22 protein-coding genes and 2 pseudogenes are annotated in these 23,859 nt (G+C 42.9%); 13 read left to right on the plus strand and 11 right to left on the minus strand.

The genetic code is table 11. The features are described 5' to 3' along the window. Positions 1–33 precede the first annotated feature (33 nt). Positions 34–513: an aminoacyl-tRNA deacylase gene (locus GPS65_RS12645; protein WP_119124536.1), complete on the plus strand. Its 480-nt coding sequence runs from the start codon at positions 34–36 to the stop codon at positions 511–513. Positions 514–547: 34 nt separating this feature from the next. Here the strand turns inward: GPS65_RS12645 and GPS65_RS12650 are convergent, their stop codons facing one another. Continuing rightward, complete coding sequence (locus tag GPS65_RS12650) at positions 548–1,456, minus strand: LysR family transcriptional regulator (RefSeq protein WP_119124537.1); 909 nt, start codon at positions 1,454–1,456, stop codon at positions 548–550. A 103-nt stretch (positions 1,457–1,559) separates the two neighbouring features. Here GPS65_RS12650 and GPS65_RS12655 point away from each other — a divergent pair, with 103 nt between their 5' ends. Beyond that, entirely contained in the window at positions 1,560–2,759 is a 1,200-nt protein-coding gene (locus tag GPS65_RS12655) for an MFS transporter (RefSeq protein WP_119124538.1), read from the plus strand. Positions 2,760–2,822: 63 nt separating this feature from the next. On the opposite strand, the gene GPS65_RS12660 is transcribed toward GPS65_RS12655, so the two are convergent. Beyond that, a complete protein-coding gene (locus GPS65_RS12660; RefSeq protein WP_012009211.1) occupies positions 2,823–3,902 on the minus strand; it encodes a DUF3900 domain-containing protein in 1,080 nt (359 codons plus the stop codon). 198 nt (positions 3,903–4,100) lie between these two features. Next, entirely contained in the window at positions 4,101–4,250 is a 150-nt protein-coding gene (locus GPS65_RS12665; RefSeq protein WP_003213883.1) for a DUF1540 domain-containing protein, read from the minus strand. Between the two features lie 354 nt (positions 4,251–4,604). Between GPS65_RS12665 and rfbF the strand changes: the two genes are divergently transcribed. Genes rfbF through GPS65_RS12690 form a run of 5 tightly spaced genes read left to right on the plus strand, consistent with a single transcriptional unit; the run spans position 4,605 to position 9,386 of the window. After that, entirely contained in the window at positions 4,605–5,369 is a 765-nt protein-coding gene (gene rfbF, locus GPS65_RS12670; protein ID WP_012009212.1) for a glucose-1-phosphate cytidylyltransferase, read from the plus strand. Between the two features lie 4 nt (positions 5,370–5,373). Beyond that, on the plus strand, positions 5,374–6,345 hold the full coding sequence (locus GPS65_RS12675; RefSeq protein ID WP_041816148.1) for a GDP-mannose 4,6-dehydratase: 972 nt from the start codon (positions 5,374–5,376) through the stop codon (positions 6,343–6,345). Positions 6,346–6,357: 12 nt separating this feature from the next. Then, positions 6,358–7,269, plus strand: coding sequence for a putative nucleotide-diphospho-sugar transferase (locus GPS65_RS12680; RefSeq protein ID WP_119124539.1), 912 nt, complete (start codon positions 6,358–6,360; stop codon positions 7,267–7,269). Further along, positions 7,266–8,456, plus strand: coding sequence for a glycosyltransferase family 2 protein (locus GPS65_RS12685; RefSeq protein WP_012009215.1), 1,191 nt, complete (start codon positions 7,266–7,268; stop codon positions 8,454–8,456). The genes GPS65_RS12680 and GPS65_RS12685 overlap by 4 nt, the downstream gene beginning before the upstream one ends. Next, positions 8,457–9,386 (plus strand): putative nucleotide-diphospho-sugar transferase, encoded by a 930-nt coding sequence (locus tag GPS65_RS12690; RefSeq protein WP_144456678.1) that lies wholly within the window; start codon positions 8,457–8,459, stop codon positions 9,384–9,386. A 35-nt stretch (positions 9,387–9,421) separates the two neighbouring features. On the opposite strand, the gene GPS65_RS12695 is transcribed toward GPS65_RS12690, so the two are convergent. Continuing rightward, a complete protein-coding gene (locus tag GPS65_RS12695) occupies positions 9,422–10,660 on the minus strand; it encodes an MFS transporter (protein ID WP_012009217.1) in 1,239 nt (412 codons plus the stop codon). 333 nt (positions 10,661–10,993) lie between these two features. Next, complete coding sequence (gene pbp4 / locus GPS65_RS12700; protein ID WP_119124543.1) at positions 10,994–13,033, minus strand: penicillin-binding protein PBP4(5); 2,040 nt, start codon at positions 13,031–13,033, stop codon at positions 10,994–10,996. A gap of 261 nt (positions 13,034–13,294) precedes the next feature. On the opposite strand from pbp4, the gene GPS65_RS12705 reads away from it, so the two are divergent. After that, entirely contained in the window at positions 13,295–14,710 is a 1,416-nt protein-coding gene (locus GPS65_RS12705; RefSeq protein WP_119124544.1) for an SLC13 family permease, read from the plus strand. 5 nt (positions 14,711–14,715) lie between these two features. Here the strand turns inward: GPS65_RS12705 and GPS65_RS12710 are convergent, their stop codons facing one another. Continuing rightward, on the minus strand, positions 14,716–15,060 hold the full coding sequence (locus GPS65_RS12710) for a hypothetical protein (RefSeq protein WP_254112621.1): 345 nt from the start codon (positions 15,058–15,060) through the stop codon (positions 14,716–14,718). Positions 15,061–15,152: 92 nt separating this feature from the next. On the opposite strand from GPS65_RS12710, the gene GPS65_RS12715 reads away from it, so the two are divergent. After that, on the plus strand, positions 15,153–15,380 hold the full coding sequence (locus GPS65_RS12715) for a hypothetical protein (RefSeq protein ID WP_119124545.1): 228 nt from the start codon (positions 15,153–15,155) through the stop codon (positions 15,378–15,380). Here GPS65_RS12715 and GPS65_RS12720 read toward each other — a convergent pair. Further along, the gene (locus GPS65_RS12720) at positions 15,361–15,840 is read right to left on the minus strand and encodes an Hsp20/alpha crystallin family protein (protein ID WP_058015467.1); all 480 of its coding nucleotides are present in this window, start codon (positions 15,838–15,840) and stop codon (positions 15,361–15,363) included. The genes GPS65_RS12715 and GPS65_RS12720 overlap by 20 nt on opposite strands. Positions 15,841–15,905: 65 nt before the next feature. On the opposite strand from GPS65_RS12720, the gene GPS65_RS12725 reads away from it, so the two are divergent. Both GPS65_RS12725 and GPS65_RS12730 read left to right on the plus strand, forming a co-directional pair. Next, the gene (locus tag GPS65_RS12725) at positions 15,906–16,163 is read left to right on the plus strand and encodes a hypothetical protein (protein ID WP_012009223.1); all 258 of its coding nucleotides are present in this window, start codon (positions 15,906–15,908) and stop codon (positions 16,161–16,163) included. A 6-nt stretch (positions 16,164–16,169) separates the two neighbouring features. After that, a complete protein-coding gene (locus tag GPS65_RS12730; RefSeq protein WP_119124546.1) occupies positions 16,170–16,403 on the plus strand; it encodes a hypothetical protein in 234 nt (77 codons plus the stop codon). 36 nt (positions 16,404–16,439) lie between these two features. Here the strand turns inward: GPS65_RS12730 and GPS65_RS12735 are convergent, their stop codons facing one another. Both GPS65_RS12735 and GPS65_RS12740 read right to left on the minus strand, forming a co-directional pair. Then, positions 16,440–17,831 (minus strand): branched-chain amino acid transporter BcaP, encoded by a 1,392-nt coding sequence (locus tag GPS65_RS12735; protein WP_012009225.1) that lies wholly within the window; start codon positions 17,829–17,831, stop codon positions 16,440–16,442. Between the two features lie 180 nt (positions 17,832–18,011). Then, positions 18,012–19,085 carry a tetratricopeptide repeat-containing glycosyltransferase family 2 protein gene (locus tag GPS65_RS12740; RefSeq protein WP_012009226.1) on the minus strand — a complete coding sequence of 358 codons (1,074 nt, stop codon included), beginning with the start codon at positions 19,083–19,085 and terminating at the stop codon, positions 18,012–18,014. A gap of 133 nt (positions 19,086–19,218) precedes the next feature. Here GPS65_RS12740 and GPS65_RS12745 point away from each other — a divergent pair, with 133 nt between their 5' ends. Continuing rightward, positions 19,219–21,102 carry an ABC-F family ATP-binding cassette domain-containing protein gene (locus tag GPS65_RS12745; RefSeq protein ID WP_012009227.1) on the plus strand — a complete coding sequence of 628 codons (1,884 nt, stop codon included), beginning with the start codon at positions 19,219–19,221 and terminating at the stop codon, positions 21,100–21,102. Between the two features lie 77 nt (positions 21,103–21,179). Here GPS65_RS12745 and GPS65_RS19890 read toward each other — a convergent pair. Next, a pseudogene (locus GPS65_RS19890) lies at positions 21,180–21,266 on the minus strand (IS3 family transposase); the annotation flags it as partial. Then, positions 21,263–22,633, minus strand: a pseudogene (locus GPS65_RS19640) (hypothetical protein); the annotation flags it as partial. The pseudogenes GPS65_RS19640 and GPS65_RS19890, both read right to left, overlap by 4 nt. A 174-nt stretch (positions 22,634–22,807) precedes the next feature. Here GPS65_RS19640 and GPS65_RS12755 point away from each other — a divergent pair. Beyond that, positions 22,808–23,827 (plus strand): LLM class flavin-dependent oxidoreductase, encoded by a 1,020-nt coding sequence (locus tag GPS65_RS12755; RefSeq protein ID WP_041815615.1) that lies wholly within the window; start codon positions 22,808–22,810, stop codon positions 23,825–23,827. Positions 23,828–23,859: the final 32 nt, after the last annotated feature.

Raw genomic sequence — 23,859 nt, forward strand, 5'->3', positions numbered from 1 at the left:
TGAAGGACATTGTAAGGAAAGGGGTTCAAATCAATGAAAGTACTGCCAGCTCATGAATACTTGAATCAGCACAGCATCCCATATGAGATCAAAACATTTTCTTCCGAAACAGAGAAGGGCGCCGCAAATGTAGCAGCAGCCCTTGGTTTTCGTGAGAGACAAATGATCAAGACATTGATTTTTGAAACAGGGGAAGGAGAGCAGCTGCTTGTGATGGTTGGTGCTGACCAGCATATTAAATCAGGGAAACTAAAGAAAGCGGCTGGATCCCGTAATATTAAAATGGCATCACCAGAGAAGGTTCTAGAAGTGACGGGCTACCGAATTGGCTCAATACCGCCGTTTTGCTGGCAGCCAGAAGGCTTCCGCACCATCATCGAAGCTTCGCTATTAGATGAAGACATATTAGGCGTTGGAGCAGGTGAATGGGGAAATGAAATATTGATCACACCAGAACAATTAGTGAAAGCCTCAAAGGCTGTACCGTATGACATCGTGCAGCCAACAGAATAGATAAAAGTGCCTGTTTCTCATGCAGGCACTTTTTTTAATTTGCAGCCGGCTCCTTAAATGGACCGATCTCTTTCGTTTTTAGGAAGGCATCCACGGTTCTATTTTCTTCAAGATCATTCGCCCGTTTGCAGATCACAACAGGTCTGATGATTTCTATGCCTTCGATATATACACGTCCAATCTCTTTCCGCTTAAGACTACCTTGAACCGCATCACGGGGAACAAGCGTGATCCCATAGCCAGCTTTGATCATTTGAATCGCTTCATGAACACCGCTGAATTGTAAATCAACAGTCGGTTTCTTAATTCCTTTCGAGGTGAACAGGGAAAAGAGTTTATCTCTAGTGGAACTACCTTCTTCGCGCATCAAAAAAGGCTCCAGGCTCAGGCGCTCTAACGGAACGGTTTTTCCGTTCAACGGATGGTCTGCTGGCACAATAAAATCATAGCTTAAATTTGTCAAATGAGAGGTAACAATCTCCTCATGATGCAAATCTTCAATTACGGCGATGGCGACATCTGATTCATATTGAAGCAGGCTCTCAATCACTTGAGCGGAGTTTCCACTTTTTAATTCAATTTCTGTCTGTGGAGATGACGATTTAAATGCAGCCAGCCAATCAGGCAGTAAAAAGTTGAGTGGTACGTAGGTAGAAGCGATGCGGAGGCGCCCCTTCTTCCCATTTTGCAATAGCGTGATCTGATATTCTACTTCCTTTTCAGCCTCAAATACTTGCCGGGCATAAGGGTACAGCATCTTTCCCATTTCTGTGAGCTTAATTCCTCGGCCGTTTCGTTTAAAAAGGCGAAATCCGATCTCGCGTTCAATGCTTCTAAGCTGGGCGGTCACAGCTGGCTGTGTTAAAGAGAGAACATCTGCAGTTTGTGTGACGCTTTTTGTCTCTGCGACCTTTGCAAAAATCCGAAGGGCATGTAAATTCAAATTCGCACCACCTATCAATTTTTTTGATAAATCAATCAAAAACATTCATTAGATTTATTATAAAGCATCCCTTATCGTAAAGGTAGCGAAGGGGGAAGAAAAAATGGATCGTCGTCAAAAGCAAGTTGTGTCAATATCGCTCATCACAGCATTTGCACTTATTGGGGATTCAATGCTCTATATTGTTCTTCCAGTCTATTGGAAAGAGATTGGTTTATCATCCATTTGGGAGGTCGGGTTACTGCTGTCCATCAATCGATTCATTCGTATCCCGCTAGCACCTGTCGTATGGTGGCTCTATCGCTATATCCCAATGAAAACGGGTGTATTGATCGCGATTTTGATCGCATCAGTGACCACAATATTATATGGGGTGAGCGGCTTTTGGCTGCTATTGATCTGCCGCTGCGCATGGGGGCTTGCTTGGACATTACTCCGTATGAGCGGGATGAGGGTTTTGGCTGAAATGGACGAAGGCTCACAAGGACATTTGACGGGACTTTATAATGGGCTTTACCGGCTTGGTAGTTTATTTGGCATGTTATGTGGCGGAATCTTTGCTAGCTTGATCGGTTTTCAGTCCATGACGCTAGTCTTTGGCTTGCTCACATTGATGGGATGCATTTTTTATGTATCGCTGGATGAAATTGAAAAGAGAGAAGACATTCAGGTGTATCATGGCATCAAACAAAAATGGTTTACACGAGATGTGGTAAAAGTACTAATAACAGGCATGCTGATCGCACTGATCATCCAAGGTTTATTCGCATCCACGCTAAGTCATGTCATTGAAGCAAAGATCGATCAGGATGAATTGACCTTGTTTGGTTTTGTCATCGGAGCTTCGGCTTTAAGCGGTGTGATTCAAGCACTCAGGTGGGGATGGGAACCATTTCTCGCACCGAGAACGGGCAGATGGTTTGATCGGCTTGTGATGAAGGAACGAATGCTATGCTGGATGTTTCTTTCATTTGGAGGGCTCAGTGTTCTTGGGGTCATGCTGAAGGTAAGTGGCTGGTTCCTATTGATGCTGCTTTTGATTCAGCTGCTGGCAACGGTTGTCACAACGTTCACCGATACGCTTGCCTTTCAAAAAGCCTCTGCTCAAACAGATAAGAACCGCTTTCTCGCCAGCTATTCTTTTGTTCAAGATATGGGGGCTGCTTTAGGACCTTTGTGTGGGTATACATTGATCCAGTTTTTCGGAACAAACAGCGTCTTTTGGTTGATGCTCGTCATAAGCCTCATGCTTGTCAGCATGTGGGGAAGAGGGGGTCAACAAGTTTCGTCTAGTGCAGCGTAAAAAAATAAAGCGTTATATAAAAAACTGCCTCATGCAGCTGATCGCAGGAGGCAGTCTATTCTTTTATTCTAAGTCTGAATCGTAGGCTTTTTGCGTCAGCTGGCTGACAACCTCTTTTAATCCATTTGGTTTATGGAATTCAACAGGTGTGCTTCCTTTTTCAAAGACGATTTGGTCTGCTTCAACGAGCACGACATATCGATTGTTGACCTTCGCAATATGGATCGAGTGGCCGAAGTCGGCTAAAAGTCCTTTGATTTCTGTTTCACCTAGACGCATTTTCATTGTGATATCAGGGGTTTGTTCCACAATGTGAGAAGCTGCTAGTGTGACCTGTTCAGTATCGAGTGTTTCTCTAATTTCTCGCTTTTCACTTGCTTCCCATATTTCAAGATCCTCTTCGAACTGCTTTAATTCTTCACTTTCATCCTGTAATGTTTCAAATACTTGTTCCTGCACCATATTCATGACCTGTGATTTCATGATTTCGGGCATAGATTCCCCGTATTCGACGAATTTCAGAAAGTCCTCAAAATAACGAGCATGTGAGGATTGGTGAATTTTCACTTCAGCTTCTTCCGTCATGCCCTCTTCTGGCATAAATGGGTATTGAATTGATTTCATGTTTTTTGTTGTAATCGCCATTTCTACTTTTTTGATCAAGGTAGATGTATCAGCGATAGAAGCGACTTTCTGTTCAAAATCGCATTTCATAATAAAAACAAAGGAGTCATCGAAGTACTTTTTAGGAACGGCGGACGCAACTAAAAAAACGCCGCCTCTGACAGCACTTGTATCTAAATACGTGCGAACAAACTGTTCACTGCATTCATTAAATACTTCTTTTGTATCGGCAAATCTCGTCTGATGAAATAAATTGTAGTTTGGATTTGAATCGAGTTCATGACCAGGCTCGACAATGAACCGGCCAATTTTGGTTGGTACTTGTTCTGATTTAGGGTGTCTGTCCACTTTTCGTTTGACGATTTTTTTTAGCTCACCATCTAAAAAGTCCTTCAGTTCACTTTGTTCAAATTCCTCTTGATCTAATGTTTGATAATGCTTGAACCGTTTATTTGCTTGTTCATCTTTGCCTTCGATTTCTACGACAAAGAATGATAGAAAACGTATCGTAAAATCCATTGATTGGTCACCACTTTTTCTTCTTCGGATATGTTGAGTATAGAAAAAGGAGTGAAAATCGTCAACGAATGGAGAAATATCGTGTCATTATTTCCCGAGAAATGTTTCATGAAAAACACTTGATAATAATTATCATTCTTGATAGAATGATAAAAGAAAAGAAGGAACCTGCCAGTTCCTTCATCTCAGAAAAATTACTTATTTTGTTTCAAATGTTTCGCAATCAGTTTCAGCATTGCGAGTCACATCAGTCATTGTGTTTTTACCAATTTTAATGGTAGAAGCCGTACAGCTGTTATCAGCCCAAAAACGGCAAGAGTTCACTTCACAAAGTACATTTTGTGCCATGGGAATTCACCTCCGTGATTCATATTGTGAATGAAGCAAGCTGCCACTTGAATTCATTCCATCTAGTAGTCTCTTAATAAAAAGAGGCTGTTTGTGCTGTTGATGCACATGTTTATCATACCATCTACCCTGATAATATACAATTTAAACTTTGAAAGAGCGAGAATACAAATCTCGCTCTTTTTTATTTGTAAAAATAGTTAAATGCTAGGTGGCACGCTCTCTCATTTCGACATATGAATAGAGTAGATTCAAAACCTGATGTCGGACAAAGTATGAGGGTACATGTACTGATTTTCCGCATAAAGATAAGGTTTTTAATCAAAAATTTTCATAGAGAGATGAGGGGAGAAGATGAAAGCAGTCATTCTCTGCGGAGGAAAGGGAACGAGAATGAGTGAGGTCACACAAGCGCTTCCTAAACCACTTGCTATGATCGGAGATCGGCCTATTCTATGGCATATTATGAAAATCTATCAGTATTACGGAGTAGATGAGTTTATCTTATTGCTTGGATATAAAGGAGAGAAGATTAAAGAGTATTTCCTGAACTACGACTGGCGGCATCACAGCATGAAGCTGGATATGGCGACAGGGGAAATGAAACTTTTAGGAAAGTCAGAGAACTGGAAAATCACCTTTTTAGATACGGGCGAGAATACGATGACAGGCGGACGGTTAAAGCAGGCACAGGATTACATTGGGGATGAGACATTCATGATGACGTATGGTGATGGACTTGCCAATATCAATATGTTTCATCTGCTGAAGCGTCATCAGGATCTTGGGGCAGCTGCGACTGTCACAGGAATTGAAAAGAAGTCACAGTACGGGACGTTGAAGGTATATAACGGGATGGCACAATCCTTCTCTGAGAAGACAGACAGTATCGGGATGATCAATGGAGGATTTTTTGTGTTGTCTCCAAAGGTATTTGATTATTTGACAGACGATGATCAATGCGTGTTTGAAGAAGAACCTCTTCAAAACCTGGCGAATGATGGGGAGCTTGCGGTTTATGAGCATCACGGATTTTGGACAGCGATCGATACGTATAAGAACTTGAAGGAAATCAATGGCATGTGGACAAATGGAAAACAACCATGGAAGGTTTGGTGACGGAATGAGCGGATTTTGGAATGGGAAAAACGTATTTGTGACTGGATGTACAGGGTTATTGGGAAGCTATCTCGTCAAGGAATTGATTGATCAAGGGGCAAATGTAACTGGACTTGTGCGTGATCAGGTGCCACGATCGAATTTATATCAAGGCAGTCAATTTGAAAAAATGAATGTGGTGCAAGGCGCATTGGAGGATATGCAAACGATTGAACGTGCGTTAGGAGAATACGAAATTGATACTGTCTTCCATCTGGCTGCCCAAGCCATTGTAGGGGTTGCAAATAGACACCCTGTTTCCACATTTGAAGCCAATATTTTAGGGACATGGAATGTGCTAGAGGCTTGTAGAAGACAGCCGCTAATCAAACGAGTCATCGTGGCATCAAGTGATAAAGCATACGGCGATCAGGAGCAGCTTCCATACGATGAAGACATGCCGCTAAATGGGAAACATCCGTATGATGTATCAAAGAGCTGTGCAGATTTAATTTCTCACACGTATTACAACACATATGGTCTCCCGGTTTGTATTACGCGCTGCGGCAATTTATACGGGGGCGGGGATTTAAATTTCAACAGAATCATTCCGCAAACCATCCAGCTTGTCCTGGAAGGAGAAGCGCCTGAAATTAGAAGTGATGGGACATTTATTCGTGATTATTTCTACATTGAAGATGCGGTTAAGGCTTATTTGCTGCTAGCTGAGAAGATGGAGGAGAAAGGGCTCGCTGGAGAAGCATTTAACTTTAGTAATGAAATTCAGCTGACGGTTCTTGAGCTCGTGGATAAGATTTTAAAGGCAATGGGCAGTGAACTGAAGCCTCGTATTCTAAATCAAGGAACGCATGAGATCAAGCACCAATATTTGTCGGCAGAAAAGGCGAGAAAGCTGCTTGATTGGAAGCCTGACTACTCCATTGATGAAGGGTTAGAGAAGACGATTGAATGGTACCGCGAATTCTTTCAAAAATAGAGGTGTAAGTAGATGAACAGCATATATTGTACGGTTCTATCAAGTGGAAGACTATATCAAGCTATTGCGTTTTTCTTATCATTGAAGCAAGTAGAAAATGGTGCTGTCATCAAGACGTTATGTATGGATGATGCTGCATTTAATCTGCTTCATCAAATGAATTTTCCTCATGTCGATCTTGTTCATGTACGTGAGCTCGAAACGCCGGAGCTGCTGGAGAAAAAAGAGGAACGGGATGCCTCGGAATATTGCTGGACGTTAAAGCCGATGTGGATTGAGTGGTTATTTGAACAGGAGCAGGCAGAGAGCGTAACCTATCTTGATGCGGATTTGTTCTTTTATGAGAGCCCGCAAGTGATTTTTCAGCATCAGCCGGATGCCTCTGTATTACTTTCGAGAGGGGATATTGTGATTCCGAGCTTCGATCCTGAGGAAGTGAAGATGCTTCAGAAGCTTTTAGGCCGCTATAATTCAGGCTTCCTGCATTTTAAAGGAGATGAAGCTGGCCGGAAATGCCTTAGCTGGTGGAAAGAAGAATGCTTGAAGGAATGCAAAAATGCGCCGGGTGAAGGCAAGTTTGGCGATCAAGGTTATCTCGATCATATGCCGAAGCTGTTTGAAAAAGTGGAGGATATTCAAAGAAAAGGCGTGAATATTGGTCATTGGAACTATGGGCAGCATTCCTATCGTGAAGAAAATGGACGGATTTTGCTGGAGGATGGACATCCGCTCATTTGCTATCATTTCAGTGGCTTTCGCATCGTGAGTAAGGATGAGATGCAGCAAATTCATGAGAAGGGGAGAGAGGATCTGCCGTTTTTCCAAGAAGCCTATCGAAACGTGCTACGTCATGTGATTGAATCTGTTGAGCAGGTCGATCCGATGTTTAACGGCTATGCCAAAGTTGAGGAGGATGACGCATGAATGAGAAGCCAAAGGTAAGCGTCATTATTCCGAGCTATAATGCCAAGGAGCGTTTAGAAGGGAGTCTTTTTTCCTTAACTCTTCAGGATACGGATATTCCGTTTGAAGTCATTGTCGCCGATAATGGGTCAATGGACGGCACGATGGAAATGCTTGAGAACATTGAGGTGAATTTCCCGTTTAAAAAGGTGCGTATTCCTGTCAATCAAGGGATTGCCAAGGGTCGTAATCATGCCATTCGCGAGGCAGAAGGAGACCTGTTGATATTCCATGACAGTGATATGCTGGCAGAGCCGCAATTTATTCAAAAGCATGCGGAGGCACATGCTCATCAAGAGGACCTTGTCATTTGTGGTGTATGCTGGAAGCGGATTTATCGATATTTTTACGAAGCATTTGATAAGGATCATATCAAGCGATTGAAAAAGCAAGGTTTGTATAAACGGAAAATGAAAGATAAAACGCCTCTTTTATCCATGCAAGAAGTGGAGAATGGTGCATTTCTAGAGAAAAGCTTTGATTTGCAGTCTGAGTTTATTGATATTCTCAAAGACATTTTGCGCACGTACAACTATGATTTAGGCTCTTATGAGTTGCCGTGGCGATTTTTTATTACGAATAATTCCTCTGTCAAACGGAAGCATGTCATCGCGCTCGGGATGTTTGATGAAAAGATCGTTCGGTACGGGTTTGAGGATTATGATTTAGGCATTCGTCTGCATCAGCTTGGTCTCTCCTTTGAATTGCGAGAGGATATCCTGAGCGTGCATCAGGAACATCCGAGTAATTTAACATCTTTTGATGACATCAAATATAACATTTTGTATATGTGCGAGAAGTACAACAATATTGATGCCATTGATGTCCATCTGGCTTTCTCTGGTCCGTTTTCTCACACCGTCACAAATGACATTGTAAAAGAGATTAGGCAGCTGCGTGAAAATCCGGTATTCGATGGTCTGCTCTCTTATTTTTTAGAGTTGCTTCATTTGATCACAGAGCGGAATGTAGGCATCAAACGGGATAAAAAAGATCAGCTGACAGCGAAACATGTCCCTTTGAAAAAGCTGTCAGAGATAGCGCAACTTGCACGGCAAGAATATGGCTGCACAGTGCTTGTTGAAGCCATTCAAGGGCTGACGAAAGAGCTATTACGCGTTGATTTGTTTCAAGTGGATGTGTTGTAGATGGCGTCTTATCATTTTACAACCATTGTGTCGAATACCCATGTTTTTAAGCTTTTGGCGCTCATTCATTCGCTTGAACAAACCTCACGTTCATTTAAACTATCGGTATTATGTGCAGACCCGTTGGCTTACCAGGTGTTAAGTGAATTTCCTCATCCGCACGTGCAATATGAACAGCTTGAAAATATTGAAGATGACAAGCTGCGAAAGGCAAAGGATAATCGGACGTTTCATGAGTATTGCTGGACGTTAAAGCCTGCTTTTCTGCTCAAAATCCTTGAATCTTCGGAAGCGGATTATCTCGCCCATTTGGATACGGATTTGTATTTTTATCATGATCCAGAGGCGATTTTTGCTGAGAATCCACTTGCTCACTTATTTTTGACAGATCATATGAATTCCGAGCGGTTCTATCACTTTTATGAATTGTCTGGCCGCTTTAATACTGGATTTGTCGGCTGCCGTAACACAGACGTTGCCAAACGTGCGGTCACACAATGGAAGGAAAACTGTCTTGCACACTGTACAGTCGAAATGGATACAAAAAATAAGACGTATGGAGATCAGCGGTATGTTGAAAGATGGATCGATGATTTTGAAGGCGTTCATGTCGTAACATCTAAAGGAGCCAATGCTGCGATCTGGAATATTGAAAACTACAAGCTTTCCGTTGTGAAAGGGGATATGTATCTCGACGAATGTCCACTCTTGTTCTATCATTTTTCTGCCTTTACAATCATTGATGAGAATACGTTTAATCTGAATTGGTATTACTATATGACAGAACAAAATCTAGTGGATCATCTCTATATTCCGTATGCTGATTTAATTCATCAAAAGATTAAACAGGTACAAAAAGTCTTTCCAGAATTTCAGCAAGGATTTATTACAAAGAAACATGTTCCTGATACGCATTTTTATGAGATATGAAAAAACCGCTCAATCACTGAGCGGTTTTTTCCTTTTTATGATTCATTCCATTTGGAGATGGTTTGATCGCTAGGTAGTAAGAATGCCAGAATGCCTAATATCGGTAAAAAAGCGACCCCGATCATGGTAGGCGTTAAACCGAAGGTATCAATAAATGAGCCTAAAGCGACCGATCCGATTGCACCCATACCAAACGCAAGCCCAACCGTTAAACCAGACATTGTGCCAATTTTCCCGGGAAATAGTTCTTGAGCATAAACAACTGTGACAGAGAAGCTTGATGTCAAAATGACTCCAATCAGCCCAAGTAAAACATAAGCAAAAACCGGTCCGGCAAATGGCAGAAGCAAGGCAAGCGGAAAGGATGCCAATAAGGAAATTAAAATGACGGTTTTCTTGCCGAAGCGGTCTGCAAGCGGCCCGCCTAAAAACGTCCCAATTGCACCTAGAATGAGAAATAAGAAAATATAAGTCTGTGATTCTTTAATCGTCAATCCATATTGTTCAATCGCATAAAACGCATAGAAATTCGATATCGCATTTCCATACCAAGAGCGGGCAAAGATGAGAAAGACGATAATGCCAAGTGCTGTGAGTGCTGACTTACGGTGAAGTTCAGATCTTGCCGCTTTTGCTGGAGCTTTTTTCGCTTGAGCTCGAATGGTTTGAAGTCTTCCTGCGTACCATCTTGAAATATAAAGAAGGAAACCGACAGCAATCATTCCAACAATCGTAAACCAAGCCACACCTGGCTGACCGAGAGGGACGAGCATTAATGCTGCGATTAGCGGGGCAAAGGCTTGACCTGTATTTCCGCCTACTTGATAGATGGACTGTGCAAGTCCTCGTCTTGGACCAGCAGCCATGTTGGCAACACGAGAGCCCTCTGGATGGAAAATAGCAGAGCCGAGTCCGATAAAGACAACGCAAAGCAATATGGTGGCAAAGGAAGGCGCAAACGCAAGCCCGAATATACCGACAGCACTAGAAAATAAAGCAATCGGGAGTGCATAAGGCATCGGCCTTTTATCTGTGTACCACCCAATAGCGGGCTGCATCACAGAGGAGACCATGTTTAATGTAAAGGCAATCAGCCCTAATTGTGTAAAGGTCAGCCCCATTGAGCGTTCTAAAATAGGGAACATCGCAGGAATAACGGCTTGCAAAGTGTCATTGAGCATATGACAAATGCCAATAATCAATAAAATGGGATAGACCGTTGAGCCAGTGACGGAATTTTGAGGTTTATCCTTAGTACGAGCAGCAATAGCCAATGAGACATCCTCCTTTCATTCAACTGTTTTCAATTTTGCATTCTTCTCATTTTATTCATAAGGTGAACTATAAAACAATAGCAAATTGTCATGATTTAGAAAAAAGAGACACAAGTTTTTGTGTCTCTCAGATTGTTGACAAAGGGCTAAAATGATCTTTATTTTAGCTCTTTGTCTTCTTTTCAGCGTGATAGAAAACCTTTGAAGTCTAGGAAGTACGAGCATCGGAGCGGAGCGAATTAGACATTCGTGAGCACCGAAGCGCAGGACTGACAACGAATGCGAGGGTTTGTCTACACGCTGAGAGACACAAGTGTTTGTGTCTCTAAATGGTTACTTATAAAAAGATGCGATGACAGGCTTCATTTTTTGAATGACGAGTCCACTACCGCCGCGGTTTTTTACATCTTCAATCATACCGACGAGGACGTAATCTTCTTTTTTAGGATTAAATGCAAGTAAAAATCCATTTTCAGAACCGTCTGTTGCTCCTTGCTTGCTCTTCAGTTCTGCCGTTCCTGTTTTAGCGGCAATATCAGTGCCTTCCATTTGTAAGGAGTGAGCTGTACCATTTGGGCTTGTCACGACCTGAGTGAGCGCGTCTTTCACTGTATTTGCCGAGTCTTCTTTGATGATTTGTTTTGGTGATGCTGTTTTCTCATCTTGAACGACTCGAGGATAGACAAGCTTGCCCCCTGTTGCAAATGGAGAATAGGCATGTACTTGTTCAATCGGTGACATGAGTAATTCACCTTGACCATATGCCGAGTCAGCAAGCAGGATGTCCGATTGAATGCCGTCGTTCGATACTTGTGCTGGTTTCATTGTAAATGGCATGTGCAAATCTTCGCCAAATCCGAATGCTTTTACTTTTTTCTCATAGGTGTCTTTGCCAATTTCCAGAGCTTCCTGTCCGAAGTAAATATTATCTGAGTATACGAGGGCATCAACCATATTTACGTTTTCTTTATCGTGAACCCGCGTAATGCGATAATTGCCCCAAGATTGATCTTTTTGCCATTTCAGTCCATGGATGGTGCGTACTTTATGAGGCTTTGTGACACCTGTTTCCAGTCCGATGGCTGCTGTAATGGTTTTGAATGTAGACCCTGGTGCATATCGGCTTGCATAACGGGCTTGGAATGGGAGATCTGGGTTTTCACTGTATGCCTGATACTCCTTAGGTGTGATTCCGTTTGTCATGAGATTGACATCATAGGAAGGGGCACTGACAAGCGCTAATAGATCCCCAGAAGATGGATTCATGATGGTGACGGCCCCTTTTTCACCTTTCAGCTGTTCATAGGCTTTTTTCTGTAAAGAAGCATCAATGGTCAGCTTCACTGTTTTTCCATCTTGTCGATCTGATTTTTGCAATGTTTCTTCAATGCCTGTTTCATCATGGACGATTAAAATGCTTCCGCCATCTTGTCCACGCAAGTTTTTGTCAAATGTGAATTCTAGGCCGGTTTTGCCGATGATTTGATCTGCTTTTAACGCCGGATTTCTTTTGATATCATCTGCATTTGCTTTTCCAACATAGCCGGTGAGATGGGCGGCGGCTTTGTTATAAGGATAGTAACGCATTTCCTTCGATTGATAGGTGACGCCTTTTATATCTTTTGGAATCGGCTTCTGTTCTAACATTGATTTGAGCGGAACAAACGTGTCGTCTGTGACCCATGCTTGTTTCAGCTGATTGTCGATGAGTTCTTCATCAATATCAAATGCCTTGCTGATTTTTTTGATATTGCGTTCTTTTTCTTCTCCTGTGCCAAGCTTTCCTGGGATGATGCCAAGTGCGCTTCCGCCAGTTGTTTCTGCTAGGGTACGTCCTTTTCGGTCGACGATGTTTCCGCGTACAGCAGGGTCTGATTTGACTTTAATCATATCTCCCTTCTCCATTTGCGGGAAGATGAGATTTGGCTTCCAGTCGATTTTCCATTTGTCATCTTCTTTTGAGAGAACGCCCTTATAAGAAAGCTTGTGCAGCTTGCCAAATGACGTTTTCATTGTCACATCATAGGAAAATTGATACCCATTTCCTTTGTCCTGTTTTTCAACGTTGAGCTTTGATATGTTCAGATCATAAGCGCCAATTCCGTTGAAGATATTGTCGTATTTTTCGGCTAGTTGTTTTTTTGAGAAGTCATTGGCTTTCAAAGACGCACTCGTTACCTCATCAGCCAGCTTCGTAAAGTCTTTCTTCTCCATTTGTTTTGTAAAGGATTGAGCCGCTTTTAAAGCTTCTTTTTCTTTTGAGAAAAGAGAATCTTTTAAGAAAAAGAAAGCAACAGCAACTACGATGACACTAAGAATGGGAATCATGACTTTTTTCTGTTTCCAAAATGATTTTCGTTGATCCGTATACAATGAAAACACCTCAATTTTTGATTAGATCTTCTATATTTTACAGTGATTGCAGATGATTTGTATAGTTTCTCCTATGAAAATAGACCAATGTTTCATGTCATGGATTGGGGAAAGGGACGAAAATGATAGATGGTTACTATGAAAGATATCTTCATTTTTTCTTATGATTTAAAGGATTTTTTAAGAGATCATCGAATGTGGAAAAATAGAAAAATATACAAGCGCTTTCAATAAGGGGGAATTGTTATCGTTTATCAAAAGGTGAATGTGATTGGACTTGTGCTTGGACCGGCACTCTTCTTGCTCGTTCTTTTTCTCATACCTGAAAATGAATTGACCTATGCTGCGAGGGTAGTCTTGGGCATTACCGCTTGGACGGCTACATGGTGGGTGACAGAAGCACTGCCCATCCCTGCAACATCTTTATTGCCCATCATCCTATTGCCGACACTTGGCGGGCTTTCGATGGAACAGACATCAAGAGCTTATGGAGATCCGATCGTTTTTATGTATATGGGCGGATTTATGATCGCAATTGCTATTGAAAAATGGAATCTGCATAGAAGAATGGCCTTACACATTTTAAGGGTGATTGGCACACGAAGTGACCGCATTGTATTAGGTGTCATGATCGCGACTGCTTTTTTATCTATGTGGATTTCAAATGCAGCGACAGCTCTGATGATGCTCCCGGTGGCACTGGCTGTGATTAAAGAGGTCAAAGCTAATGATATTTTAGCTGGTCCATCTCTTGAGCGATTCAGTAAAAGCATTTTATTGTCGGTTGCGTATTCAGCGTCAATTGGAGGTCTAGCAACACTTGTCGGGTCCGTCCCAAATGCGGTGTTTGCTGCGATGTCAAAAAAGCTATTAGATCGGGAAATTATGTTTTTTGAATGGTTTTTGTTTGGTTTTCCTGTTGCGATGATTCTGCTCATTCTCTTATTTCTGTATTTGACCAAAGTCCAGTTTAAGGTAGAGCACACAGGTGAAATAAGTGTAACGTTCATTCGAAAGGGATTAGAGGATTTAGGAAAAATGAAACAAGAGGAAAAATGGGTGTTTGCCGTTTTTCTCACGACGGCGTTTTTGTGGATTTTTAAACTCTTTTTGTTTGGAGGAGTTACCGTATCCGACACGTCCATCGCCATTTTTGGTGCCTTGCTGTTATTTCTCATTCCAGCAAAAAACGGAGAGAGAATACTAGAATGGCAGGATATGAAACAGCTGCCGTGGGGGCTGTTGCTTTTGTTTGGAGGTGGGCTATCGCTCGCTACGGGCTTTGCAGAAACCAATCTAACAGGATGGATTGGGGAAAATCTACAGCATTTAAATGGGCTTTCATATATCATGCTATTGATCATTTTAACTGGAGCGATTTTGTTTATGACTGAGATTATGTCAAATACAGCTGTTGCCAATATGATCATTCCGATTACGGTAGGGCTTGGGCTTGCGATTGGAATCGAGCCCTATGGGTTAATGGCTGCGGCTGCTTTGGCTTCTTCATGTGCGTTTATGCTGCCGATTTCCACACCGCCAAATGCTGCTGTCTTTAGTGCAGACGTGCTGAAAATATCAGATATGGTCAGGACAGGATTTTGGTTAAATATCATCAGTATTGTGGTAATTGTCCTTGCGGTGTATTTCTGGCTTCCGGTTGTGCTTAAAAGTTGATCGGATTACGAAGGTGGCTTTGATCGAATCGAGACTGTCGGTGTTTTTGTTTCTTTTGGCTTCGGTGGAGGTGCTGATTTTTTGATGTGCGTGTCTTTTGGCGTGTAATAGGTTGCCCCAATGTTGAGTCTGCCTTGAAGCTGGTCAATGGAAAGCTCACCAAACTCTAAATGGTAATCAATTTTGTCCACATGCAGGGATTCGATATGAATGTGTGTATCCTCTGAGACAGGGGAAGCTGATGCAGACATTTTTTGCTCGAGAGCGGTGAGCCTTTTCTCCAGCTCGGTGACAGAGGGGGATGGACTGGATTCAGTTTTTTTAAAGAGTGATAGAATGAAATGTTTCAAGTAGACCACAACCTTTTCTTCTGCCTTGATCTAGTCTATGGAAAAGCTGTGAGATATATACTTATAGAGATGACAAGAAAGGAGAGAAGCACATGCTGCCTACTCATATCCACATTGCCCATATGAAGACGAACTCAATCGGCACAGGATCATCCATGACATTTGGTTCGACGTTTGTTTGCAATCATTGCAGTACGATGAAAAGAAACAATGGGTTTGGGGAACAGAATGCTGATGGCGTGATCACGATCCTGCCGATTGAATCGATTGATGATCGTGATCAAATCGACGCCGTGAGTATCAATATTCGTCATCTATGATAATAGCAGTCGCTTTTCCTTCATCCTTTTGCAGTCTGATATAAAGCACACCGTCTTTAAAGGCTGCGTTCATTTGTCCAAGAATCATTTCTGGGAGCCGGATTTTCTTTTCAAATGGACCATACTTCCCCTGTTTTTGTCGAAAATCCTGCTCATTAAAAAAGGAAAAACGTTGTCCTTTCACAACCAAATATTCGCCATATGATAACACTTGTACATCTTCTTTTCGGTAGCCAGGCAAATAAATTAAGTACTGAATTTCTGTCGCGGTTTCTACCATGTCGATGGGTGGGAACGACGCATCTGGGCCGCGCTGATCCTGCTGCGTAAATGTAAAGGGAGACGGACCGTTTGCCATAAAGGGAGATCTTTGCTCATCATCGAAGATCATTTTCCAAAAATCATCCCCATGCATTTGCTGGGCAATATCCATCCACTGCTTCATTTTTTCGAAGTCCATGTGAAGACCTCCTGTTAACATACTTGATGGGTGCTTGCATATACCTATAAAAAGGAGGTTTATCTGTGGTTCAACCAACTCCGTATATCAATATTAATATTTTCATGTTAAAAATTAATTCCTTTGAAAATGCGTCGGCGGTGAATGTCGGACAAAATTTGTTAGCAGAGTGGCAAAACTCAGATAAAAAAAATCAGGGGTACGGACAAAATTTTGGAGATGCCAGCGGTTTTGTCGGGACAAAAAGCCATGTAGATGATCGAGATCAAGTGGACTCACCTGCCTCTTTTTCACCAACAGCTAAACCCATTCAAAGGAAGTGACGTGTGATGTTATTCTCACCCTCAGTCGTCAATGTCGGTGCTTTTAAAGTTAATGCAATGGATCGGGGTGCATCACTGACGCTAGGACCTTATCAGCAGATCGATTATTTTCTCTCGATGAAATTGAACCAAGGATTTGGAGAGGACAATGGTGATTGTTCACCGCTTGTCATTCCGATTTCAAGTGTGTTAGATCCAGATATGGTAGATTCAAATTCAGTCAAAAACAGCGTGGTTTAAGCAAAAAAAGAGACCGGGAATCCCCGTGTCTCTTTTCTAATGCGTTTCATTCAGATGACTTTTTCGTCTTGCATAGGCGAAATAAACAACGACACCAATGGCCACCCAGATCAGGAAGGCTCTCCATGTCTCCCATGAAAGGGTAGTTGCGAGTGTGATACAAATGACCGCACTGATAATCGGAAGAACAGGCACGAATGGCACTTTAAACGCTGCTTTGACATTCGGGTGTTTTTTCCGTAAAACGATAACGGCGATTGAAATGACTGTGAAGGCTGCAAGCGTACCGATGCTCACTAAATTCGCGAGTGTCGATAAGTTCACAAAGCCTACGATACATGCTGCGACAGCACCTGTCAGCCAAGTATTGGCAACGGGTGTTTGTGATTTTGGATTGACATTAGAGAAAATCTTCGGCATAAGACCATCGCGGCTCATCGCAAAGGTTAGGCGCACCTGCGCATAGACTAAGGCAATTAAAACCGTGGTGATCCCAATAATGGCACCGGCGGATATAATGCCCGCCACACTATTCAGGCCAACAACTTGAAGAGCAAATGCGACAGGGTCACTGACATTCAGCTTCGTATAGTGAACCATGCCTGTTAAGACAAATGAAACACCGATGTATAAAATCGTACAAACACCGAGCGCTCCGATGATTCCGATTGGCATCGCCTTTTGAGGATTTTTGACTTCTTCAGACGCATTAGCGATCGCATCAAATCCGAGGTAAGCAAAAAAGACAGTTGCCGCTCCAGCAATCACACCGTGGAAGCCCATCGGCATAAAAGGTGTCCAGTTTTCAGGTTTGACGTACGCAAAGCCTGAAATGATAAAGAGAAGGACGATGGCAATTTTAATTAGCACAATGATGTTATTCAGCTTCGTGCTTTCTTTCACGCCTCTAGAGACGATAAAGGTGATAAGCAAAATAATGAGTGCGCCTGGAAGGTTAAAGACGGCTCCATCAGCGGCTCCAGGTGCAGCTGATAAAGCCTTCGGTATGTGCACACCAAATCCACTGAGCAGTGATTGGAAATAGGACGACCATCCGCTTGCTACAGCAGAGAGTGCAATGACATATTCAAGCATGAGATCCCAGCCCATTAAGAAGGCGAGAAATTCCCCAAGTGTAGCGTAGGAATACGTATAGACACTTCCTGATACAGGAATGGACGAGGAGAACTCAGCGTAGCAAAAAGCAGCAAGGGCGCATGCGATCGCAGCTAAAATAAAAGATATAATAATCGCAGGTCCCGCATCCTTTGCCGCAGCAACCCCCGTAATCACAAAGATACCAGTCCCGACCACGCAGCCAATGCCAAGCAAGATTAAATCAAACGTATTTAACGATCGGCTGAGCCGCTTCGTTTGACTTTCAAGCATGAGCTGGTCGAGAGACTTTTTTCGAAATAAAGAACTCATGTTGACCTCCTAATGGATAAATCTTTTCGTAAGACGAGTGTTAGTATATGCTGAAATGACAATTTAGTCAATTGGTTGAAAAACGCTTTAAATCACTAAAGCGTTGAGCGCCACCATCGACTTTCTGCTTAAAAAGAGACATCCGCCGGGAGATGGAAGGCGGATGTGGTGATAAATCATTTATGTCTGTTCAGTAAATATTTTTTCATTATACAGCACACTTGGATGAGTTGGGTGATGGGCGGCGGAAGCAAGGTGATGTGTTTTGGCTTTCTCCAAATCGCCAAGCTGATAATAACAGTAGCAAAGCTGAAGGTGAGGATACCACGTTTTATAATGTGTGAGTGTGAAGGCTGCTTCGTTTTCAGGAGCCTTCAGCGCCTGCTCATACCAAAAGATCGCTGCCCGATGTTTATTTTGAATTTTTAGATGATCCCCGATTCGGCAACAAAATTCTGGACGAGGCTGATCATATAAGAAAGAACGTAATAATGAGGATAAAGCCGCTTCCTCGAAGCCTACCGCATAATAGCAGTCTGCTAAATATTGGCATGTGCGAATTTCATCCTCAATCCAGCACTGTTTTGTCGCTAAAAATTCATGATAAAAACGAATTGCTTTGACATGCTGCCTGTTATCTCTTAATTCATTGGCAAAGTAAAAGAGGTCACGAGGCGTCATGTCCTCTCCCCTTGCCAGCATGTCTTCATAAATTCGCAGGTTGCGCCCTGGTTCACCAGCGGTTGTTTTCTTACGCTTTTGATGTGTGACGGCTATATCGGCTGGTAAGATGTTTCCGTACACTTGAAGAAACTCATGAACGGCCCCGTACCACTGAAAGTTCAAGGCGCGCTTCACAAGGCGATTTCTTCTATATTTAAAATTCACCTGACCGTCTTCATCGAATCCTACATGATAAAACATTGAGACGGCATCCACCGCAGGGTCGAGTGTCTCTTTGAGCTGAAGAAATTTTTGACGGTCTTCTTCAAGCAGAACATCGTCAGCATCAAGCCATAAAATATATTCTTTCGTTGCACGTGAGAAAGCGAAATTGCGGGCTTTGGCAAAATGCTGAACCCATTCGAAATCAAGTACCTTGGCTGAAAAGGAGTGAGCAATCTCCTTCGTACGATCTGTTGAACCTGTATCAACGATGATCATCTCATCGACAATGTCTTGAACGGAGGAAAGGCAGTCCGCTAACACCTCCTCTTCATTTTTCACGATCATACATAAGCTAATGGTTACCATCTTTAGATCACCTCTTCATAGTGTATCGAGCAGCAAAAGGAAACATTCTTTTCAGCAGCGGGTTTTTTAAAACTAGTTTTCTGCTACTGGCTGATTTAAAATAAAGGAAGAATCTATGTAAGGGCTGATAAAAATGAGTTTATTGAATGTAGAAGGATTATATAAAACCTATGGCGAGAAAACGCTGTTTGATCATATTTCTTTTCATATAGAACCAAAGGAACGCATCGGGTTAATTGGACCAAACGGAACAGGGAAGTCAACGCTCCTAAAGGTCATTGCAGGACTTGAATCGTTTGAGGAAGGTGACATCACGAAGGCAGGGACGCTTGATATCGAATTTCTTGAGCAGGACCCTGAAATGGATGGGGATGAAACGATTCTCGATTACATTTTTTCTGGAACAGCACCGATGATTCAAACGATGAAGGCATATGAACAGGCACTCGCCGATTTAGAGCATGATCCACAAAATGAGGCAAAACAAGAGGCGCTCATGCGCATGCAAAATCGAATGGATCAGGAAGACGCATGGGATGCGAACCTGTCAGCAAAAACGATTTTGACAAAGCTTGGTGTCAAAGATGTGAGCCGTTCGGTTCATGCCTTATCAGGCGGACAGAAAAAGCGTGTCGCGATTGCTAAAAATTTAATTCAGCCCGCAGGATTGCTGATTTTAGATGAGCCAACCAACCATCTCGATAATGCAACGATTGAATGGCTCGAAGGATATTTGAGTCAATACAGCGGTGCTGTCATTCTGGTGACGCATGATCGTTATTTCCTCAACCGAGTGGCCAATCGGATTTATGAGCTGAATCAAGGACAGCTCTATACGTATAAAGGAAATTATGAAGTCTTTTTAGAAAAAAGAGCGGAACGAGAAGCAGAGGCCCAGGTGAAAGAAACGAAACGTCAAAACTTACTCAGACGAGAGCTTGCATGGCTGAGAAGAGGGGCAAAAGCAAGAACAACGAAGCAGAAAGCACGCATCGGCAGAGCTGAAGAACTAATGGATCAAAAAGGCCCTGATGCGAAGGGAGAGCTAGATTTCGCCATCGGTTCGCATCGCCTAGGAAAACAAGTCATAGAGGCAGAAGACTTGTCAATTTCATTTGCTGGCCAGACCCTTGTGGAGCAGTTTACAGACTTAGTCGTGCCGGGCGACCGGATTGGATTCATTGGGCCGAATGGAGTCGGAAAAACGACGCTTCTCAATTGTCTAGCGGGTAAAATTGAACCGACTTCAGGACAGTTGACGATTGGACAAACCGTTCGCATTGGTTATTACACGCAGGATCATAAGGAAATGGATGAAGAGCTGACGATCATTGAATACATCAAGGAAACAGCTGAGATCGTTAAGACATCTGATGACGCCATAGTGACAGCAGAGCAAATGCTGGAACGGTTCCTATTCCCAAGATCCATGCAGCGGACGTTTATTCGCAAGCTGTCAGGGGGAGAACGCCGCAGATTGTATTTACTGAAAGTCTTAATGGAAGAACCGAATGTTCTCTTTTTAGATGAGCCAACGAACGATCTTGATACGGAGACCCTCAGCATTTTAGAGGATTATTTAGAACAGTTTCCTGGCGTTGTCATGACCGTATCGCATGATCGTTATTTCTTAGACCGGGTGGTTCATCGTCTACTCGTCTTTGAAGGAAATGGCCGCATTTCACACTACCAAGGCGCTTACAGCGATTACATGGAGCAAGAAAAAGAGCAGAAGCGGACAGAGACAAAGCCTGCTGAGAAACAAGTAGAAGCGGCGCCTAAAAAAAGAAAAAAACTTTCTTACAAAGACCAGCTTGAATGGGATGGAATTGAAGACCGGATTCAGGCATTGGAGGAAAAACATCAGCAGCTTGAAGCAAGCATTGCAGAAGCAGGCAGTGATTTTGGGAAAATTCAAGAACTGATGGACGAACAAAAAGCCGTTGCTGAAGAACTAGAACAAGCAATGGACCGCTGGACAGAACTGTCGATCATGATTGAGGAATTAGAAGGTTAATCCTAATAAAATGTTTGAAATAAAACCCTGTAGGACAGGAACTGACCCCCGTTTTTGAGACAGGGATCAAAACACCTTTATAAAACAGCCAGTTGCCGAAACTCTTTTGGTGACTGGTTGTTTAATTTCAATTGAATTCGGATATTGTTATAATAATCAATATACCTGTGACGCCCGTAGGACCAGTAGCACCAGTGATACCTGTGACGCCAGTAGGTCCGGTAGCACCAGTGATTCCTGTTGCACCAGTAGGTCCGGTTGAACCTGTGATACCTGTGGCCCCAGTAGGTCCGGTTGAACCTGTGATACCTGTGATACCTGTGGCTCCAGTCGGACCGGTAGCACCAGTGATTCCTGTAGAACCAGTCGGACCAGTTGGTCCAGTGCTACCCGTGGCACCCGTAGATCCAGTTGAACCAGTGATACCTGTTGCACCAGTAGGTCCGGTAACACCAGTGATACCTGTGCTGCCAGTAGATCCGGTAGTACCAGTGATACCTGTGACGCCCGTAGGACCAGTAGCACCAGTGATACCTGTGACGCCAGTAGATCCGGTAACCCCAGTGATACCAGTCGCACCAGTAGTTCCGGTAGCCCCAGTGATTCCTGTCACACCAGTAGGACCAGTTGGTCCAGTGATTCCCGTAGCCCCAGTAGATCCGGTTGAACCTGTGATACCTGTGGCACCCGTAGCTCCAGTTGAACCAGTGATTCCTGTAGAACCAGTAGGACCAGTGCTGCCTGTCACACCAGTAGATCCAGTTGAACCAGTGATTCCCGTGACGCCAGTAGGTCCAGTTGAACCAGTGATACCAGTCGCTCCAGTCGGACCAGTTGGTCCAGTGCTACCTGTGGAACCAGTTGCACCAGTAGAACCAGTTGCACCAGTGATTCCTGTAACTCCAGTAGAACCTGAAACACCAGGTGCTGCCAAAAGCGTATAATCCGGGGACGTATCTGGCGTACCTAAAGGTGGAGCAGAGTCCACAATATACGTACCACCTTCATAAGTGACCACTTGACCGATTGAATATGTTGATGCTCTTGCTGGATCATATGCTTCAATACCACTTAATCCTATCCCTGTAGGACCAGTCGGACCAGTTTCCCCAGAAGCTGCCAAAAGGGTATAATCGGGGGAAAGTCCAGGTATTCCTGAGGGAGCATCTACATTGGCAATATAAGTACTGCCATTAAACGTGACGACTTGACCCGCCTCGTAATCTTGTGATTGTGAGGGGTTAAAAGGGAGGGCGCCGATTAATCCGCCAGCAGGTCCGGTTGGTCCGGTAGGCCCAGCGGGACCTGCTGGGCCTCTTCGTCCAACCCTTTGAATTATTTTTGGTTGTTTTTCTCCTTTTGCACAGGAGGGATCTCCTTGAGGTCTGTTTTGTTTTGAATGTTCTTGTTTGATATACGGACAGTCTCTTCTTTGAGGACGGTCATGACGTGATCTTTTGTAATGAGGCTCCTCATGATATTTACCGCAAAAGGGACATTTGTGATCGAATTGATTGTACAAATTGCCCATCTCCTAAAATTGATATTTCATTCTATGAGCAAATTTTTAAATTGGAAGTAAAACCTAGAAAATCATCATTTCGAAAATCATCGAATCAAATCATTTAAATGTTTTATGATTTTATGTTATGGTGTTGAAAGTATGAAACTAGTATGATTTTTGACAGAAATGGGGACATCATTTATGAGTCAATCAGTTTTAAAGCGCACAGCTTATTCCGTTTTAAATTTATCCTCTGTGACAGAAGGCGGTACCATTAAGGAATCTTTTGAACATAGTATGAATTTAGCAAAAAAGGCGGAGAAGTGGGGTTATCATAGATACTGGCTCGCAGAACACCATAATATGGAAGGTGTTGCAAGTTCAGCAACGTCCGTTTTAATAGGGTATATTGCTGGCGGAACCGAAAAAATTCGAGTAGGATCTGGCGGAATTATGCTGCCAAACCACTCTTCACTTGTTATTGCTGAACAATTCGGCACACTTGAGACATTATATCCGGGGAGAATTGATTTAGGTCTTGGAAGAGCACCAGGGACAGATCAGTTAACGGCAAGGGCACTTAGACGTAATCTTCATAATGGAGAAGATTTCCCTGAACAGCTAGAAGAACTTCGGCAATATTTCAAACCAACCGGACAGGTCAAAAAACATGTAAGAGCCGTTCCAGGAGAGGGACTAGACATTCCGATTTGGCTACTTGGTTCAAGTGGATTTAGCGCAAGACTTGCAGGAGAGCTTGGATTGCCATTTGCATTTGCGGCACATTTTTCACCTAAAAATACAATTCCTGCTTTAGAGCTGTATAGACAGTCATTTAGAACTTCTGATGTGTTAAAAGAGCCTTATGCCATGGTGGGGGTGACAGCTTTTGCTGCAGATCAAACAGAGCGAGCTGAATATTTGGCAACGTCTCATTATCAGCGGTTTTTAAGTCTCATTCGAAATACCCCGGGAAAACTCAAAGCGCCTGTCGACAGTATGGACGGTCTTTGGAGTCCATATGAAAAAGCGATGGTGGATGAACAATTAAGTTCGACAATGATCGGAGATAAGGAAAAGGTGAAAAGAGAATTGGAAGCCTTTGTTGAAGCCACTCAAGCAGACGAAGTGATGATTAATTCGGATATGTTTGATCATCAAGAAAGAATGCGTTCATATGAAATTATCGGCGAGATTTTCCAAGAGGCGCAAGAAAAATAAACATAAAAAAGAACTGCACAAAGCAGTTCTTT

It is taken from the genome of Bacillus pumilus (assembly GCF_009937765.1).
Lineage (GTDB): Bacteria > Bacillota > Bacilli > Bacillales > Bacillaceae > Bacillus > Bacillus pumilus_O.

Excerpts from the sequence above, each read along its gene's own strand:
- GPS65_RS12645 (WP_119124536.1), top strand. The coding sequence starts at position 34 with ATGAAAGTACTGCCAGCTCATGAATACTTGAATCAGCACAGCATCCCA.
- GPS65_RS12655 (WP_119124538.1), top strand. The coding sequence starts at position 1,560 with ATGGATCGTCGTCAAAAGCAAGTTGTGTCAATATCGCTCATCACAGCA.
- GPS65_RS12660 (WP_012009211.1), bottom strand. The coding sequence starts at position 3,902 with ATGGATTTTACGATACGTTTTCTATCATTCTTTGTCGTAGAAATCGAA.
- GPS65_RS12665 (WP_003213883.1), bottom strand. The coding sequence starts at position 4,250 with ATGGCACAAAATGTACTTTGTGAAGTGAACTCTTGCCGTTTTTGGGCT.
- rfbF (WP_012009212.1), top strand. The coding sequence starts at position 4,605 with ATGAAAGCAGTCATTCTCTGCGGAGGAAAGGGAACGAGAATGAGTGAG.
- GPS65_RS12675 (WP_041816148.1), top strand. The coding sequence starts at position 5,374 with ATGAGCGGATTTTGGAATGGGAAAAACGTATTTGTGACTGGATGTACA.
- GPS65_RS12680 (WP_119124539.1), top strand. The coding sequence starts at position 6,358 with ATGAACAGCATATATTGTACGGTTCTATCAAGTGGAAGACTATATCAA.
- GPS65_RS12685 (WP_012009215.1), top strand. The coding sequence starts at position 7,266 with ATGAATGAGAAGCCAAAGGTAAGCGTCATTATTCCGAGCTATAATGCC.
- GPS65_RS12690 (WP_144456678.1), top strand. The coding sequence starts at position 8,457 with ATGGCGTCTTATCATTTTACAACCATTGTGTCGAATACCCATGTTTTT.
- GPS65_RS12715 (WP_119124545.1), top strand. The coding sequence starts at position 15,153 with ATGCTGCCTACTCATATCCACATTGCCCATATGAAGACGAACTCAATC.
- GPS65_RS12720 (WP_058015467.1), bottom strand. The coding sequence starts at position 15,840 with ATGGACTTCGAAAAAATGAAGCAGTGGATGGATATTGCCCAGCAAATG.
- GPS65_RS12730 (WP_119124546.1), top strand. The coding sequence starts at position 16,170 with ATGTTATTCTCACCCTCAGTCGTCAATGTCGGTGCTTTTAAAGTTAAT.
- GPS65_RS12735 (WP_012009225.1), bottom strand. The coding sequence starts at position 17,831 with ATGAGTTCTTTATTTCGAAAAAAGTCTCTCGACCAGCTCATGCTTGAA.
- GPS65_RS12740 (WP_012009226.1), bottom strand. The coding sequence starts at position 19,085 with ATGGTAACCATTAGCTTATGTATGATCGTGAAAAATGAAGAGGAGGTG.
- GPS65_RS12745 (WP_012009227.1), top strand. The coding sequence starts at position 19,219 with ATGAGTTTATTGAATGTAGAAGGATTATATAAAACCTATGGCGAGAAA.
- GPS65_RS12755 (WP_041815615.1), top strand. The coding sequence starts at position 22,808 with ATGAGTCAATCAGTTTTAAAGCGCACAGCTTATTCCGTTTTAAATTTA.